Origin of the sequence: Salinirussus salinus (assembly GCF_009831455.1) — an archaeon.
GTDB lineage: Archaea > Halobacteriota > Halobacteria > Halobacteriales > Haloarculaceae > Salinirussus > Salinirussus salinus.
In genome coordinates, this window is sequence record NZ_WOWO01000004.1 from 164,821 (window position 1) to 181,391 (window position 16,571).

The window sequence follows — 16,571 nt, forward strand, 5'->3', positions numbered from 1 at the left end:
GGGGGGCGTCAATCCCCCGGTCCCGGACGCGCTGTCCCGGACCGCCCGGAGTCCCGTGTCGGGACGCTCCGTCAAGGTCTTTTACCGCCGGCGTGAGCCTCCTGTCGTGTCGTCCCCGGACTCGTATTCCGCCCGTCTGCGAACCGTCGTCGGGGGACTCCGCGGCGGCGGGCGGGGCTGGACGCTGCTCGCCATCGCCGGCGGGTGGTTTTTCGTCCTCGGCCTGCGCTTTGTCGTCCCCGCACTGCTGCCGGCGATCCGGGAGGACTTCGTGGTCTCCGATACCGCGGCCGGGGCGGCGATCACCCTGCTGTGGGTGACCTACGCCGCGATGCAGTTCCCCGCGGGGGCGCTCGTCGACCGCGCGGGCGAGCGGACGCTGCTCGCGACCAGTGCGGTCGCCGGCGCCGTCACGATGGGCGTCTACGCCCTCTCGCCGACCTTCGCGGTCTTTCTGGTAGCGACCGGGGCCTACGGGCTGGCCTCCGGACTGTACGGCCCGCCGCGGGGAACCGCGCTCACCCGCATCTACACCGAGCAGGACGGGGCCGCGTTCGGGACCGTCCTCGCAGCCGGCAGCGTCGGCGCCGCGCTGCTGCCGGCGGCCGCCACCTACGCCACCGGCGCCGTCGGCTGGCGGGGTGCGCTGGGACTCACTGCCCCCGCCTTCCTGCTGGCCGGGGTGGCGCTCTACCGCTCCGTCCCCGAGCAGTCGGCGGCCAGCGCCGTCGAGAGCGGCGGTACCGAGGGCGGGGCTGCCGGCGATGACTCCGACGCGGACACTCGTACCGACGGCGGGGCGGCGAGCCTCCGGGCGCGGACCGCCGCGGTCCGGCGGGCCGTCTCCTCCCGGAAGGTGGCGCTGGCGGTGCTCGGTGCGACGCTGATGCTTTTCGTCTTCCAGGGGCTGACCGCCTTCTTCACCACCTATCTGGTGACTGCGAAGGGACTGACGGAGGCGACTGCGGGCGTCCTCTTCGGCGTGCTCTTTCTCAGCGGCGCGGTCTTCCAGTCCGTCGGCGGGGTGCTCGCGGACCGCTACGGCCACGGGCGCGTGCTCGCGGTCGTGGCCTTCGTCGGCGTCCTCCCGCTCGTGGCGCTGCCCTACACCGGTGGCACCCTCGGACTCGGGCTGGTTGCGGCCTTCCTCGGGATGCGCCTGTCGGTCGGCCCCATCTCCAACGCCTACATCGTCTCGCTTCTCCCGCCGGGGGTCCGGGGGACCGCCTGGGGGGCGGTCCGGACCGCCTTCTTCATGGTCGGGGCCTTCGGCTCGACGGCCGTCGGGGCGATGGCCGACTACGACCTGTTCACCGAGGCCTTCCTCCTGCTGGCGGCGCTCACCGCGCTGGCGGGCGTCATCTACCTGTTTTTGCCCGCACGAAACCTCGGAAGCGAGGGTCCAGGGGCGGAGGCGGACGCGTCGGACTGAGGTCAGGAACACAAACGCTTAGTCGCCGCTGGCCGACCGGACCCGTATGCAGGTTGCACTTCTCGGCGGCACCGGAGACATCGGCGAGGGACTGGCGCTGCGGCTCGCACGGGACACCGACCACGAGGTCGTCGTCGGCTCGCGGAAGGCCGAGAAGGCCGAGAACGCGGCCACGGAGTACGAGGAGGCACTCGCCGACCACGGCGTGGAGGCGGCGGTCGGGGCCGCGGAGAACCCCGAGGCCGCGGCGGGCGCGGACGTGGTCGTCCTCTCGGTCCCGGCCTACCACCTCGCGGACACCGTCGAGTCGGTCGCAGACGACCTCTCGGGGATCCTGGTCTCCCCGGCCGTGGGCCTCCAGCGCGACGAGGCGGGGCTCCACTACAACCCCCCCGGCGTCGGCAGCGTGACCGCCCTCGCGGCCCAGGCTGCCCCGGAGGAGACCCCCGTCGTCGGCGCTTACCACAACCTCGCGGCGGGCCGGCTGGCGGACCTCGATGCGGACCTGGACTGGGACGTACCGGTCGTCGCCGACGACGCGGACGCCAAGGCGACGGTCGCCGACCTGACCGACGAGCTGGCGGGGCTGCGGGCGCTGGATGCCGGCCCGCTGGCCAACGCCACCGAGGTAGAGTCGCTGACCCCCCTCCTGATCAACCTGGCTGCCAACAACGAGGGGATGCACGACCTGGGTACCAAGTTCTGGTGAGTCGCCGGGGGGGAAGGCGCGGAGACGCGGGCCGGAACACGGCGAGGGAGAGCGCAAAGTTCTAATCCGGTGCCGATTTAAGGGCGGTATGCCCGACTGTCCACTCGCCGACGAGTGCCCCAGCTTCTCCGAGCGGATCGAGGGGATGGGGTGTACCCACTACGGCGACCGGGGGGGCAAGGAGTGGTGCAACCACTACGAACAGCCCATCGAGGACCTCAAGACCCAGCCGGTCAAGCGCGGCGAGGAGGTCGTGGTCACGGTCGAGGACATCCACGAGAGCGGCGCGGGTGTCGGCCGGACCGAGGACGGCTTCATCATCATGGTCGACGGCGTCCTGCCGCCGGCCCGCGCCCGCGTCGAGGTGACGGAGGTTCACTCCAACCACGCCCGTGCGGACGAGGTCGAGCGCCTCCCGATGGAAGCGGAGGAGGAAGACGAAGACGGCGAGGACGAAGACGCCGAGGCAGCCGAGGAGGGCGGCGCGGACGAGGGAGAGGGCCGTCCGAGCCTCGGCAGCCGGGACGACTTCTGGGGCAGCTGAGGCTGCGGGTCCCGAGCGCCCGCGGCGAACGGCGAGTGGACGGCAGGCGGACAGCCCGGAACGGCGGGCGGCCCACTTTTTACGCCCGCACCCGTCGGCGCGGATATGGACCTCGGACTTGCGGGGAACACGGCACTGTGTACGGCAGCCAGCAGCGGTCTCGGCCGGGCGAGCGCGCTCGCGCTCGCTCGCGAGGGCGCCAACGTGGCTATCTGTGGCACCACCCCCGAGCACGTCGAGGAGACGCGCGAGGAGCTGGAGGCCGCGGGCGAGGGGGGCGTCCTCGCCGTGGAGGCTGACATCACCGACCCCGACCACGTCGAGGCGTTCGTCGAGGAGACCGTCGAGGAGTTCGGCGGGCTGGACCACGTCGTCACGAGCGCCGGCGGCCCACCGAGTGGCCCCTTCACGTCGATGGAGGACCGGGACTGGTACGGCGCCTACGACATGCTGGTGATGAGCGCCGTCTGGACGCTCCGGGAAGCCCGGCCGCAGCTGGTGGAGTCCGACGCGGGGAGCATCGTCGCCATCACCTCCCGGACGGTACAGGAGGTCAGCGACGGCCTGCTCCTGTCGAACGCCGTCCGCCGGGGCGTCATCGGCCTGGTCAAGACCGTCGCCCGGGAGTTCGCCCCCGAGGTGCGTGCCAACGCCGTCCTCCCGGGAGCCCACGAGACCGCCCGGATCGAGCACCTCATCGAGGACGCCGTCGAGCGCGGCGACGCCGACAGCTACGAGGATGCCTACGACTCGTGGGCCGCCGACGTCCCCCTCGAGCGGATCGGCGAGCCCGGCGAACTCGGCGACGCCGTGACCTTCCTCGCCAGCGAGCGCGCGAGCTACATCAACGGCGCGACGCTGGCCATCGACGGCGGCTCGATGCGCAGCTAGCCGGCCCGACGGCGGCCCGAGCGACCGCCGACTCAGCAGACCGGCTTGGGGTTGATCCCCATCGACTCCAGGCGGTCGACGTACTCCTCGTAGGCGGCGCCCACGACCGCCGTGGCGGCCGCCGCGGCGCCCTCGAGGTCGTCGTGGGGTTCCAGCGCGTCGAGCAACTCCCCCCGGAGCGTCTCGTATCCGTCCGATATCTCCCGGAAGAGGCTCGCCGTTTGCGGGTCGGCCTGTCCGGTGAAGAAGCCGGTCGCCTGGCTCGCCTTCGCCTCGGCGACGAGCGTGTACCCCACCGCGGCCCCGAGCCGGTCGACCTCCGTCTCGAGCCCGCTGAACGACTCGACGAGAGCCGGCCGGTCGCCGGGCTCGTGGGCGTCGAGTTCGCCCGCGATGTCGGCGTAGTGGTCGCGCTCGCGGTCGGCGGCGTCCCCGAATGGCTCGCCCCACCCCTCGAAGACCTCGGCGGCGTGGTGGGTGGTGTCGGCGAGCGCCGCGAGGACGGCGTCGCCCTCCATCTCCCCCTCCGTGTCGGCGTACAGCGACTTCGAGGAGCCCAGCCGGGAGAGTTCGGTGTTGTTCTCCGAACGAACGCGGTCGACGAGGTCGGTCGGGTCCATACCGAAAGGGTCGGCAGCCGGCGGCTTGTATGCGTCGCCGCGGGGGCACCTCGACGGCCAAGCGGCGCTGACTGCCGGTCCGTCTTCCTGCCGGGCCACCGGACCGCGACAGCCGGAGAAAAGCAATACGACCATCGTAACGTATTCGGCCCTTGAAATTGCTATTTACACAAATTTATTGTATATCCGAATTCGAGCTTGGTCTGAATGAGCGTATGAGTGAACGATCACGTATCGAAACTCCGGCGGAGAGCGACGGCGGGGAGGGAGTACGGTGGTAGACATCCGGCGGAGCGTCGAGGTCGAGTACTGGGTCGTCGACGGCGAGGGCCGGCTGACCGAGCCGGGGGAGCTCGTGGACGCCGCGCCGGGGGTCGAACGCGAGTTCGTCGAGCCGCTTCTGGAGGTCAAGACCACGCCGTGTGAGACGACCGCACAGCTCCGCAGGGAGCTGTTCGAACGTGTCGGGCGGGTACTGGAGCGGGCCGCGGAACTCGACAGGGGGCTCGTCCCGCTGGCGACGCCGGTCAACGCGGGGGAGGTCCGGGACCTGCCGAGCGAGCGCACGCGGGTCCAAGAGCGGGTCGTCGGCGAGGACTTCGAGTACGTCCGCCACTGCGCCGGGACCCACGTCCACGTCGAGCAGCTCCCGGGTCGGGCGGTCGACCAGCTCAACGCGTTCATCGCGCTCGACCCCGCGCTCGCGCTCGTCAACTCCTCGCCGTATTTCGGGGGCGAGCACCTCGCCGCCGGCGCCCGGTCGAAGCTCTACCGCCGGATGGCCTACGGCGACGTCCCCCACCAGGGACGGCTGTGGCGGTACGCGACCGACGCCGACGAGTGGACCCGCCGGCTGGAGCGGCGCTACGAGGAATTCCTCGCCGCAGCCCTCGAGGCCGGGGCCGACCGGCGGGCGGTCGCGGCCCACTTCACCCCCGAGACCGCCGTCTGGACGCCCGTCCAGCTCCGCGAAACCTTCGGCACGGTCGAGTACCGGTCCCCCGACACGACGCTCCCCAGCCGGGCCGTCAGGCTGGCCGACGACCTGGCGGGGGTCGTCGAGCATCTCGCGGACACCGACCTCCGGGTCGGCGGGACCCCGGGACTGACGGAAGATGCCGTCGTCGTCCCCGGTTTCGAGACCGTCCTCGACCACGTCGACGCCGCCATCGAGGAGGGCCTCGAGTCGGACTCGCTACGGGCGTATCTCGACCGCATGGGATTCGACACGGACGCCTACGCGCCCGTGACACACGACCTCGGCACCCGGGGGACGGTCACGCGGGCGGAGGCGCGCGAACTCCGGCTCGACCACGCCGCGCGCCTCAAACGTGACCTCCAGCAGGTGGCCGTCGGCGACGACTGACCGCCCTGTCGCTCGGACGCAAAAAACTGAGGGTCGGGTCGGCTCCGACTCCCCGCTCCGACCCGAGGCTGGCTCCTGCGCTGCGCTTAGTCGCCAGCCTCGCCTTTCTCGATCTCGGCGCCGACGAGGTTGCCCCACTCCGTCCAGGAGCCGTCGTAGTTGGCGGTGTCGTCGTATCCGAGCAGCTCGTGCAGGGCGAACCACGCGACCGAGGAGCGCTCGGCGATCCGGCAGTAGGCGATGGTGGTCGAGTCGCCGTCGATCCCTTCCTCGGCGTACAGCTCCCTGATCTCCTCGGGGCTCTTGAACCGGCCGTCGTCGTTGGTGACGGCTGCCCACGAGATGTTCTTCGCGCCGGGGATGTGACCGCCGCGCTGGGCGGTCTCCTGCAGGCCCGGCGGGGCGAGGATCTCCCCGGAGTACTCCTCGGGCGAGCGGACGTCGACCAGCGGCAGCCCCCGCTCGATGGCGTTCTCGACATCGTCGCGGTAGGCGCGGATGCTCTCGCGGGGCCCGGAGGCGTTGTACTCCACGGCGGAAAAGTCCGGCACCTCGTCGGTCAGCGGGTAGTCGTTCTCGACCCAGTAGTCCCGGCCGCCGTCCAGGAGACGGACGTCGTCGTGGCCGTAGTACTTGAACTGCCAGTAGGTGTAGGCCGCAAACCAGTTCGAGTTGTCGCCGTACAGCACCACCGTCGAGTCCTCGCTGATCCCGTGGCTGCCCAGCAGGTCCTCGAAGTCCTCCTTGCTCAGGAGGTCGCGCTGGGTCTGGTCCTGGAGCTGGGTCTCCCAGTTGAAGCCGATGGCACCGGGCGCGTGGCTCTCCTCGTACAGCTCCGTGTCCACGTCGACCTCCACCAGCCGGTGGGCCGGGTCGTCGCTCCCGAACTCGTCGAGTCGCTCCTCCACCCAGTCGGCCGATACGAGCACGTCCTTGGCGTATCCGTCGTCAGTCATGGTGCGTTGAACTATTCGTCTACTGCACATATATGGCTACACGTCCCGGCAGGCCCCGCCACTCCTCCCGACTCCCGGCAAAAATATCTGGTTCGGAGGCGAAACCCGGCCCGTGACCTGCTGTCGGCCGGGACGGCGTCGGGGGATCGGCTCGGCCAGGCACCATCTCCCACGATCCGGCGGAAATTGTTGCCTGGAGCTTCGAGTGACAACGCGAGGGGCGGAGAGACATCTTCAAGCGGGTTCGCGGGCAATGGCCGACGATGAGCGCGATCGTCTCGCGGCCGTGGCTGGCCGACCGGCTCGGGGAGGTCCGGGTGGTCGACGTCCGCGACGCCTGGGAGTACGACGGCATCGGACACGTCCCCGGGGCGGTGAACGTTCCCTTCGACTCGTTTCGCGCCGGCGAGAGCGGCGACGAGGGGATGCTCCCCGGGGCGGACGTCTTCGCCGGCCTGATGGGCGAGGCCGGGGTCGAGCGCGGCGACCACCTCGTCGCCTACGACGACCACCACGGCGTCTTCGCCGCCCGGCTGCTCGTGACCGCCGAACTGTACGGCCACCCGCGGGACCGACTCCACCTGCTCGACGGCGACTTCACCGCCTGGCAGCGCGAGCGCGAGACCACGACCGACGCCCCCGATGTCGAGGCGACGACCTACGAGGTCGAGCGCCCGGCCGAGACGCCGCTGGTCGACGCCGAGGCGGTCGCCGCGGCGGTTGAGGACCCCGACACCGTCGTCGTCGACACCCGCGAGGACTGGGAGTTCGCGGAGGGGCACATCCCCGGCGCGGTTCGGCTGGACTGGCGGGCGGTCGTCGACGACGGGAGCCGCGGGCTGAAACCCGAGGCCGACGTCCGGTCGCTGCTCGAAGCACGGGGGATCGGTCCCGGGAAGCGCATCCTGCTGTACTGCAACACGGCCCGCCGTATCAGCCACACCTACACCGTGTTGCGCCACCTCGGCTACCCCGACCTGGCCTTCTACGAGGGGAGCCTCACCGAGTGGGAGAGGGAGGGGCGGCCCGTGGAGACCGGAGGTGCCGAGGCGGAGGGGGAGGAGAACCCGGGCGCGGGGACGGACGCCTAGTCGAGTTCTTCGACGTCGCTTGGCGCGGCATCCTCCGTCCCCTCGACGTCCCCGGGCGGCGGGGCGGGTCCGTCCCCGGCATCCGGGGTCTCTGCTGGCCCGCCGGCCCAGTCGTCGACCGTGGTCCGCCGACCCTCCGCGCTGGTCTCGGCCGAGAGCAGCGCGACGGCCTCGGCCAGCCACGCGACCGCGACCGGGCCGGCGACGATCCCGACCAGCCCGACGGAGAGGGTGCCGCCGGTGAAGCCGATGAAGTAGAGGCTCGCGGGGACGTCAGTCGCGATGTGGGCCAGACGAGGCCGGAGGAGCGCGTCGGGCAGGAAGCCGATGACGACGAGTCCGACCGAGACGACGGCGACGGCCTGGTTCACGTTGCCCGCGACCACCTCGGTCGTGCCGACGACGATGATCAGGACGCTCGGGCCGAGGATCGGGATGAACTGGAGGAGTCCCGAGAGCACCGAGAGGGTGAACCACGAGTCGTAGCCGAGCAGGAAGAAGACGACGAGCGCGACGGCGAAGGTGGCAGCGGCGACCGCCGCCTGGAGGACGTAGATGCCATACAGCATCGACCTCGTCCGCTCGTGGAAGGCGAAGACGACGTCGTGGTACTCCCGGGGAACCGGACGCAGCAGCGCCTCGCCGAGCCGGCCGGGCCGGATGAGCAGGGCGTACACCACGAGCGTGAACAGAAACAGCTTGAACGCGAGTGCCGGCAGTTGCTGTGCGAGGCCGAACGCGAGCCCGCCCGCCGCGTCCTGGAGGGCCTGGAGCAGCGTGGCGAACTCGACGGTGTAGGAGAACCCGCCGACCGTCAGGGTCAGCTCTTCGGGGATCTGTCCGAGAAACGCAAACAGCGTGTCCCGCCGGAAGTACAGCGCGGAAGCCAGCGGGACGACGAGAACGAGGACGGCGACGAAGGCGACGGTGGTACTGACCGCCGCGGCGGTCCGCGGGCCGAGGCCGCGGCCGACGAGAAACTGCCGGACGGGGTAGAGGACGTAGGCGACCGTGATGGCGAAAAAGACCGTCGCGAACACGCTCTGGAGGACGTACCCTGCGGCGAGGACGACGGCTGCGAACACGCCCACGAGCACGGTGAGGCGGCGACGGTCCGGCACGTCCCGCAGGTCACCGGCCACTGTCTAAACAGTTGCGGCGAGCGCAACGAAAGCTTTTCCTCCGTGTTCGGCCGACGTGTGTGTGCGGGCTCGTGGGTTAGCCTGGTATACTTCGGGCCTTGGGTGCCCGTGACCGCGGTTCAAATCCGCGCGAGCCCATCGTGTTTTGCGACGAACGGACGCGAGGAGCGACCTGTCTGCGAGCAGACTCCGGCGACGGCCGGCGAGGTAGTGCCGTCGTCGCCGCGGCGGAAGACGGGGCGGGCGCCACACGACAGCAAATAAGTGGTTGCACGCGAGAGGTGTGGTCAATGAGTTCGGAACACGACGAGACTCGCGGCGGGTCGCTCGAGGACATCCGCGTCGACGATGTCGAGATCGACAGTCCGCTGCAGTACAACGTCCAGCAGCTCAAGCGCCGGTGGAAGGCGTTTCTGCTGATACTCGCGATGGCACTGACGTCCTACGCCGTCTACTGGGTCGAAAACGCGGTCACCCTCGACGTCATCGTCTTCGGCGTCCTGGCCGTCGGGGCGCTGCTGTATACCGGCGTGATGATCCGGTCGGACCTCGAACTCGAGTGAGCCCGGCGACCGGACCGGAGCCGGCCCGGGCACACCCGGGACCGGACCCGACACCGCGAGACAGACATCCGAGCGCGGCCACAGCGGGCAGGGCAGAGACACCGTGATCGACAGCATCCTCGACCGGTTCCAGCCGACGAAAAAGCGGCCGACGCCAGCCATGGATACGGTCGGCGACCGCGGCATCATCGGACAGCGCGGCGCCGCGGCGGCGATCGACCTCGTGATCTGCTATTTCCTCATCGAGACGCCGATACTGTACGTCGTCGACTTCCTCTTTCGGACCCGCGTCGACCAGCTGGGCGGGGTCGTCCTCGTCTCGGTGCTGCTCCTGTTCCCGCTGTATATCACCTACTCCTTCGGCTTCGAGTGGCGGTACGGCCGGACCCCCGGGAAAGTCAACCGCGGGCTGGTCGTCACTATGGAGGACGGGAGCCACTGCACGGGCCGGGCCAGCGCCGTGCGGAACATCCTCCGCTATATCGACCTGTTGCCGGTCGTGTTGCCCTACGCTGTCGGGGTCGCCGCCGCGGTCGTGACCGACGGCCGCCGGACCGGGGACCTGGCCGCCGACACCGTCGTCGTCCGCACCCGCGTCGAGGACCCGGCAGACCAGGCCGCCCGGGCCGACCTCGAGACCGACGCCGCCGCGAGACGCGACAGCCAGAGTAGCTGACTGGCCGCTCCGCGGCTCCGCCGGTCGCGCGGATGCGAGGGCGCGTGCTACGCGCAGGGAGCGGCGATGCTCGAAAAGGTGCTGCCGTGTGGGCCTCAGGCGACGCGGTCGCCGGAGACGGGGTCGAACAGCCGGACGTAGTTCTCGTCGATCACCAGCCCGTACTCGCCCTCCCGGCCCTCGAAGTCGGGGTCCGTGACGACGATGACCTCGCCGAACTCGGTGTCGAAGAAGCTGTGGGTCTCGTCGCCGAGCGGTTCGTCGAGGATGTGGGTCGCGTTGATCCCCTCGTTGGGGTCGTCGCTGACCCGGATGTGCTGGGGGCGGATCCCCACCCGGATGTCGTGTTCGCCCTCGCCGTAGCCGTTGAGGTCGGCGGAACTCATCGAGAGGTCGAACTCCATATCCGAGATGGTCAGCGACGTCGAGCCGTTCTGTGCGGCCAGCCGGCCGTCGAAGAACTGCGTCGAGGGCTGCCCGATGAAGCTGCTGACGAACTCCGAGTCGGGGTCCTCGTAGACCACCTTCGGCGGGTCGACCTGCTCGAGGTTGCCGTCGTTGATGATCGCCACGCGGTCGGACATCGTCATCGCCTCCTCCTGGTCGTGAGTGACATACAGCGTCGGACAGCCGATCTCGTCGGTGACCTGCTCGATGACCGGCCGGAGTTCGGCCTTGAGCTTGGCGTCCAGGTCCGACATCGGCTCGTCGAACAGGAACACTTCGGGGTCCCGGACCAGCGACCGCCCCAGCGCGACGCGCTGTTGCTGGCCGCCGGAGAGCTCTGCGGGGCTCTTGTCGAGCTGGTCGCTGATCTGCAACAGCTTGGCGGCCTCCTCGACGCGGGCGTACCGCTCCTCGCGGGAGAACCCGCGGATCTTCAGCCCGTAGGCCATGTTGTCCCGCACGCTCATGTGCGGGTACAGCGCGATGTCCTGGAAGAGCAGGGCGATGTCGCGCTCCTGGACCGGGAGGTTCGTGACCTCGCGGTCGCCGAAGGTGATCGTCCCGCTGGTGGGCTTGTTGAGGCCGGCGACACACCGCAGCGTCGTGGTCTTGCCACAGCCCGACGGGCCGACCAGGGTCACGAACTCGCCGTCGTCGATCGTGAGGTCGATGCCGTCGACCGCCACGATCTCGTCGTCGCCGTCCTGGTAGATCTTCGTCAGGTCTCTGATTTTGACGTCTGACATGAGTGGATTGAGTGTTGGGTTTCGGGAATCGGTGATTAATGTTCTGGTTTCACAGCGAGCGGATCTGGAACCCCTTCAGCAGGTAGCTCTGCATGAAGTACGCGAAGATCAGGGGTGGGAGCGTCATCGCCATCGAGACGGCCATGACGTCGACCCGCGCGATGTCGTAGCCGCGCTGGATGAGCCGGAACACGCCCGGCGCGAACGTCGACGCCTCGTTTGCCGGCAACAGGATCTGGGCGAACGTGAAGTCGTTCCAGGCCAGCGCGAAGGCAAACAGCGCGGCGGCGATGATCGCCGGCTGGGTCTGCGGGATGATGATGTCCCGGAAGCCCTGCCAGCGCGAGGCGCCCGCGACCCAGGCGCTCTCCTCCATCGCCTCCGGAATTGTCTGGATGTACTTCCACATCAACCACACCGCGAAGGGCATCGATATCGCCGTCAGCGCGATGATCAGTCCCAGCCGGGTGTTCAGCAGCCCGAGGTTCTGCCAGATGAGGTACAGCGGCACCCCGAGGACGATCGGGCTGAACAGGTACCCCAGCAGGAGAAACCGTGCGAAGTTCTCCTTCTGGGGCATGTTGAACCGGGCCAGCCCGTAGCCCGCGATCAGCGAGATCAGCACCACGAGGATGATCGTCCCGAGCGTGACGACGACAGAGTTGATGACGTACAGCGCGACGTCGGGGTTCGTGAGCACCTCGTAGTTCTCGAGGGTGAACGTCTCCGGGGTCGGGAACCAGGAGATACCGCTGCTGCTGGCTCGCGCCCGGGTCGTCAGCGACGCCTGGAGCATCCAGTAGATCGGGAAGACCCCGACGACGACGAAGACGGCTGCGCTGATCTGCTTGAGACGGGAGAACAGCTTCTCCTCGGCCCGGTAGCCGAGCCCGAAGATGCCGTCCGTGTCGGATGGTGTGTCGGTGCTCATGTCGACGTCTCCACCTCCTCACTCGGGTTGAACAGGATGAAGTACGCGACGGCGCCGATGCCCAGGAACAGGAACATGACGACCGCGAGCGCGTTCGCGAGCCCGTAGTTCCCGCCGGTGAAGGCCGTCTCGTAGGCCAGGATGGGCAGGGTCGTCGTCGCGCTGCCCGGGCCGCCCTGCGTGAGCACCCAGATGATGTCGAACTTGTTGAACATGAAGATCGAGCGCAGGAGGACCGCGACGAGGATGACCCCCTGGATCCGCGGGAGCGTGATGTCCCGGAACATCTGCAGCCGGTTGGCCCCGCAGATCTGTGCGGCTTCATAGAACCGGTCGGGAATGGCCCGCAGCTGGGCGAGCGCGAAGATGGTGATGAAGACACCGAACTTCCAGGTCCCGACGAGGATCAAAAGCGGCATCGCCCACGTCTGGCTGAAGGTCATCGGCGCCGTGTTCCCGGCCCACAGGCCGAAGTCACTTCCCAGCGACTGGAGCACACCGAGCCCGATGTTCGGGGTGAACATGTAGCCGGCGACGAACGCCAGAATGATCGTCGGGATGAGGTAGGCGGTGAAGACGACCGCGGTCAGGAATTTCTGCCCACGTGCGATCTTGTTCAGCGCGAGCGCGAGCCACAGCCCGACGCCGAGCTGGATCAGCGTGCTCCCCACCATGTAGATGATCCCGCGCCACAGCGAGCCCCAGAACGTCTCGAGTTCGAACACTTCGTAGTAGTTCTGGAGTCCGGCCCACTCCCACTGCGGGTTCAGCAGGAACACCTCGTGGAAGGAAGCGTTCACCGCGTACGCGACCGGGCCGATCGCGATAATGAAATACAGGATCAGGACAGGAAGGACCGACGCGTACCCGATGAGCGTCTCCTTGCTGACCGGTAACCGGTGCCACGGAATGGTCGGTTCGTCAGTCTGCGTTGGTTCGAGTGTTTCACCAGCCACGTATTGCCACCTACCAGTGCCTCACCGTGAAGATATATTAAACTCACGACTGTCGGACCGACGAGTGTCAACGAGCCACAAGACAGCCGCGCCGTCCCCGGATTCGCCTGTCTGTCGTCAGCCACGAGGTGCGCAGTGCGCGCCCGTTGTGTGGCGCCAGCGCCGCCGCTCCTCCCGGGAGAAAAACAGAAAGTGCCGTGCGCGATCGGGGTTCAGCGGAAGCGGTTGCGGCCCTCTTCGAGCCGGGTCATGAGGCGGTCACGACCCCACTCGTAGGCCTCCTGCACCGAGTCCGAGCCGGTGACGACGCGGTTGACCATCTCGCCGTGGAACCACTGACGCTGCACGTACAGGAACACCGGGTCGTTGACGTTCGACTCGGGCACCTGGCCGTAGTGCTCCCCGAAGTGGACGTTCTGGATTTTCACCAATTCGTCGAGGAGCTGCTGGTTCTCGCCTTGGTCCCAGAAGCCAAAGCCCTGGAAGGTGTCGCTTTCGAGGATGTCGGCGTAGATGGGGAGGAACCGGGTGGGCTCCTGCTGGTACATGTTCGCCGACCGTTCGAGGCTGCTGCCGTAGCAGTACTCCATCCACTGGCGGGCGCCGGGGGTGTTGTCCCCGCCCGCGAAGATGTGGTGGCCGTCCGGCGTCGGCTCGTACAGCCAGGAATCGCCCTTGCTGACCCCGCCCTCTTCCCAGTAGGGGTTGAACGCGGTCTTGGTGTTGTAGGCGATCTCCGGGATGTCGGAGGCGGCGGCGATGCCTGCGGGCCAGTGGTTGAGGTGGTACTGCTGGGCGAACTGCCCGCCGAGCCAGTTCGAGATCGACGACGACCAGCCCAGCGATGTCGGGTCCGGCGAGTACTGGGAGATGTCCTTGAAGAACTGCAGCAGCGTCGTGACCTCTTCCTCCGGGAAGTAGGCCTCGACTTCGTTGCGGGCGTCGGGGTCCTTCCAGCGCACGCCGACCCCAGGGACGCCCATCTGGGACAGGTAGACCTGGAACTCGTCCTGGCTTTTGCCGACCTTCTTGCCGGCCAGCCCGTACCCCCGGATGTCCAGGTCGGACTCGTCGATCACCCGCGCGTTCTCCAGCAGTTGCGCGAACGAGGTGGGTACGTCAAGCCCGAGTTCCTCGTAGACGTCCTCCCGGTAGTGGAAGTTCGACACGTAGTAGCCGTGGGGCACCTGCCAGATGTCGTCGTCCACCGTCAGCGGGGTCGAGAGGAGTTCACCGTTGGTCGATTCGGCAGCCTCGACGACCCCGTTGGTCGTCGCGAGCCCGTCGGTCGACCAGACGTCGGCCACCTGGTCGAACGTCGACGTGTTGATGTCCGGGGGGTTGCCGGACTGGATCAGTGTCGCCAGCCGGTTTTCCTGTTGCCCGGACATCCCCGAGTACTCGATGTTCACGCCGATGTCCGTCTCGTCGGTGAACGAGGAAGACAGGCTGTCCCACTTGGCCTGCCACGGTTCGTTGTTGTAGTCCGTCAGCATGAACACGTCAGGCAACTGCGTCGGGTCGCCCCCGCCGCCGTTGCCGCCGTTACCGTTGCCGCCCCCGTTGCCACCGCCACCGAGACAGCCGGCCATCATCGCCGCTACTCCCGCGCCCGTCCCTTGCAGCACCCGCCGTCGGCTGGTATCGCTGAGCTGTTTCCTGGTCATATCGGTCACGTCACTGTGTGACGTGTTGCCAGTGAGTGGGGTCGTTAATAAATCTTCGTCCGATTTGTGCTGATTTTACATGATTGGGTGTGCGGCCGGTCATCCCAGGGACAGACGAGTGCGCCAGCGGCGGCTGTTCGGGGACGAAACGCGAGGAAGATACCGCGAACTGGGGTTAGCGGAAGCGGTTGCGACCCTCTTCGAGCCGGGTCTCGAGGCGGTCGCGACCCCACTCGTAGGCCTCCTGCACCGAGTCCGTACCCGTGATGACGCGGTTGATCAGCTCGCCGTAGAACCACTGCCGGGTGACGTACAGCGCCACCGGGTCGTTGAGGTCCGACTCGGGCACCTGGCCGTAGTGGTCACCGATGATGGTCTCCTGGGTGTACTGCAGCTGCTCCAGGAGCTTCTGGTTCTCGCCCTGCTGCCAGAAGTCGTAGCCGGTGAAGGTATCGCTGGTGAGGATGTCCTCGTAGATGGGGAGGAACCGGGTGGGCTCGGCCTGGTAGATGCCCGCGGTCCGTTCGAGGCTGTCGCCGTAGACGTACTCGAGCCACTCCCGTGCGCCGGGGGTGTTGTCCCCGCCCGCGAAGATGTGGTGGCCGTCGACCGTCGGGTCGAACAGCCAGGAGTCGCCCTGGCTGGCGCCACCCTCTTCCCAGTAGGGCAGGGGCGCGATACCGGTGTTGTAGGCGACCTCCGGGATGTCGGAGGCGGCGGCGATGCCCGCCGGCCACGTGTTCAGGTGGTACTGCTGGGCGAACTGCCCGCCGAGGTAGTTCGAGATCGACGACGACCAGCCCAGCGACGTCGGGTCCGGTGAGTACTCCGAGAGCTGGTTGAAGAACTCAAGCAGCGTGGTGATCTCCTCCTCGGGCCACCAGACCTCGAGTTCGTTGCGTGCGTCGGGGTCTTTCCACCGCAGGCCGATGGTGGAGACACCCATCTGACCCAGGTAGGACTGGAACTCGTCCTGGCTCTTGCCGGTCTTCTGGCCCGCCAGCCCGTACCCCCGGATCTCGATGTTCGAGTTGTCGATCGCCCGCGCGTTGTCGATGAGTCCCTGGAAGGACGTCGGAACGCTCAGGCCGAGTTCCTCGTAGACGTCCTCCCGGTAGTTGAACGTCGAGGTGTAGTAGCCGTGGGGCACCTGCCAGATGTCGTCGTCGACAGTGAGCGGGCTGGCGATCAGCTCGCCGTTGACCGACTCGGCGGCCTCCACCACCTCGTTGGTGGTGGTGAGCCCGTCGGTCGACCAGACGTCGGCCACCTGGTCGAACGTCGACGTGTTAATGTCCGGGGGGTTGCCGGACTGGATCAGCGTCGCCAGCCGGTTTTCCTGTTGCCCGGACATCCCCGAGTACTCGATGTTCATCCCGATGTCCGTCTCCTCCGTGAACGAGCCGGACAGGTCCTCCCACTGGGACTGCCACGGCTCGTTGTTGTAGTCCGTCAGCATGAAGACATCGGGCATGTCTGCGGGGTCGCCCCCGCCGCCGTTACCGTTGCCGCCCCCGTTGCCACCGCCGCCGAGACAGCCGGCCATCATCGCTGCCAGTCCTGCACCTGTTCCCTGCAACACCCGCCGCCGACTCGTACCGCTGAGCTGTTTCCTGGTCATGGTGTCACTGTGTGACGTGTAACGGCAATCGGGGAACGTAGATAAATCTTCATTCTCACCACGACGCGTTCATGTCGTATATAATGTATAAACTAAGGAATCGTGTTCTAGTTTTCCACACACTACGGCGCCATAGCGGTAGGCATTGTGTGCCGTGTTTTGTGGGAACACCAAACAAATATAAGAAGTATGTTATTATTGGGGGAAGCGGAC

At 67.9% G+C, this 16,571-nt stretch carries 16 protein-coding genes and 1 tRNA gene; 9 read left to right on the plus strand and 8 right to left on the minus strand.

The window, feature by feature from the left end:
* The first annotated feature begins 106 nt into the window (after positions 1-106).
* The 4 genes from GN153_RS14700 (at position 107) to GN153_RS14715 (ending at position 3,576) form a co-directional block, all read left to right on the plus strand.
* Positions 107-1,432 (plus strand): MFS transporter, encoded by a 1,326-nt coding sequence (locus tag GN153_RS14700; protein ID WP_236544829.1) that lies wholly within the window; start codon positions 107-109, stop codon positions 1,430-1,432.
* 46 nt (positions 1,433-1,478) lie between these two features.
* Positions 1,479-2,141 (plus strand): NADPH-dependent F420 reductase, encoded by a 663-nt coding sequence (gene npdG / locus GN153_RS14705; RefSeq protein ID WP_159904116.1) that lies wholly within the window; start codon positions 1,479-1,481, stop codon positions 2,139-2,141.
* A gap of 88 nt (positions 2,142-2,229) precedes the next feature.
* Positions 2,230-2,685 carry a TRAM domain-containing protein gene (locus tag GN153_RS14710; RefSeq protein ID WP_159904118.1) on the plus strand — a complete coding sequence of 152 codons (456 nt, stop codon included), beginning with the start codon at positions 2,230-2,232 and terminating at the stop codon, positions 2,683-2,685.
* Between the two features lie 105 nt (positions 2,686-2,790).
* Complete coding sequence (locus GN153_RS14715) at positions 2,791-3,576, plus strand: SDR family oxidoreductase (RefSeq protein ID WP_159904120.1); 786 nt, start codon at positions 2,791-2,793, stop codon at positions 3,574-3,576.
* Between the two features lie 32 nt (positions 3,577-3,608).
* Here GN153_RS14715 and GN153_RS14720 read toward each other — a convergent pair whose 3' ends face one another.
* Entirely contained in the window at positions 3,609-4,196 is a 588-nt protein-coding gene (locus tag GN153_RS14720) for a rubrerythrin family protein (protein WP_159904122.1), read from the minus strand.
* Between the two features lie 274 nt (positions 4,197-4,470).
* Here GN153_RS14720 and GN153_RS14725 point away from each other — a divergent pair, with 274 nt between their 5' ends.
* Positions 4,471-5,562, plus strand: coding sequence for a glutamate-cysteine ligase family protein (locus tag GN153_RS14725; RefSeq protein WP_159904124.1), 1,092 nt, complete (start codon positions 4,471-4,473; stop codon positions 5,560-5,562).
* Positions 5,563-5,648: 86 nt separating this feature from the next.
* On the opposite strand, the gene GN153_RS14730 is transcribed toward GN153_RS14725, so the two are convergent.
* Positions 5,649-6,518, minus strand: coding sequence for a sulfurtransferase (locus GN153_RS14730; protein WP_159904126.1), 870 nt, complete (start codon positions 6,516-6,518; stop codon positions 5,649-5,651).
* A gap of 263 nt (positions 6,519-6,781) precedes the next feature.
* Here GN153_RS14730 and GN153_RS14735 point away from each other — a divergent pair, with 263 nt between their 5' ends.
* Positions 6,782-7,609 carry a sulfurtransferase gene (locus GN153_RS14735; RefSeq protein ID WP_159904128.1) on the plus strand — a complete coding sequence of 276 codons (828 nt, stop codon included), beginning with the start codon at positions 6,782-6,784 and terminating at the stop codon, positions 7,607-7,609.
* On the opposite strand, the gene GN153_RS14740 is transcribed toward GN153_RS14735, so the two are convergent.
* Entirely contained in the window at positions 7,606-8,730 is a 1,125-nt protein-coding gene (locus tag GN153_RS14740; RefSeq protein WP_159904130.1) for an AI-2E family transporter, read from the minus strand. The genes GN153_RS14735 and GN153_RS14740 overlap by 4 nt on opposite strands.
* A gap of 86 nt (positions 8,731-8,816) precedes the next feature.
* On the opposite strand from GN153_RS14740, the gene GN153_RS14745 reads away from it, so the two are divergent.
* The 3 genes from GN153_RS14745 to GN153_RS14755 all read left to right on the plus strand — a co-directional run bounded on the left by GN153_RS14745 (position 8,817) and on the right by GN153_RS14755 (position 9,990).
* A tRNA-Pro gene (locus GN153_RS14745) sits at positions 8,817-8,889 on the plus strand.
* 152 nt (positions 8,890-9,041) lie between these two features.
* Positions 9,042-9,314: a hypothetical protein gene (locus tag GN153_RS14750; RefSeq protein ID WP_159904132.1), complete on the plus strand. Its 273-nt coding sequence runs from the start codon at positions 9,042-9,044 to the stop codon at positions 9,312-9,314.
* A 103-nt stretch (positions 9,315-9,417) separates the two neighbouring features.
* Complete coding sequence (locus tag GN153_RS14755) at positions 9,418-9,990, plus strand: RDD family protein (RefSeq protein WP_159904134.1); 573 nt, start codon at positions 9,418-9,420, stop codon at positions 9,988-9,990.
* A gap of 95 nt (positions 9,991-10,085) precedes the next feature.
* On the opposite strand, the gene GN153_RS14760 is transcribed toward GN153_RS14755, so the two are convergent.
* The 5 genes from GN153_RS14760 to GN153_RS14780 form a co-directional block, all read right to left on the minus strand.
* On the minus strand, positions 10,086-11,183 hold the full coding sequence (locus tag GN153_RS14760) for an ABC transporter ATP-binding protein (RefSeq protein WP_159904136.1): 1,098 nt from the start codon (positions 11,181-11,183) through the stop codon (positions 10,086-10,088).
* 49 nt (positions 11,184-11,232) lie between these two features.
* Positions 11,233-12,114 carry a carbohydrate ABC transporter permease gene (locus GN153_RS14765; RefSeq protein ID WP_159904138.1) on the minus strand — a complete coding sequence of 294 codons (882 nt, stop codon included), beginning with the start codon at positions 12,112-12,114 and terminating at the stop codon, positions 11,233-11,235.
* Positions 12,111-13,070, minus strand: a complete 960-nt coding sequence (locus GN153_RS14770; RefSeq protein WP_159904140.1) for a carbohydrate ABC transporter permease — start codon at positions 13,068-13,070, stop codon at positions 12,111-12,113. Before GN153_RS14770 ends, GN153_RS14765 begins: the two co-directional genes overlap by 4 nt.
* 212 nt (positions 13,071-13,282) lie before the next feature.
* Positions 13,283-14,737 carry an ABC transporter substrate-binding protein gene (locus GN153_RS14775; RefSeq protein ID WP_159904142.1) on the minus strand — a complete coding sequence of 485 codons (1,455 nt, stop codon included), beginning with the start codon at positions 14,735-14,737 and terminating at the stop codon, positions 13,283-13,285.
* Positions 14,738-14,912: 175 nt separating this feature from the next.
* Positions 14,913-16,358, minus strand: a complete 1,446-nt coding sequence (locus GN153_RS14780; RefSeq protein ID WP_159904144.1) for an ABC transporter substrate-binding protein — start codon at positions 16,356-16,358, stop codon at positions 14,913-14,915.
* Positions 16,359-16,571 lie beyond the last annotated feature (213 nt).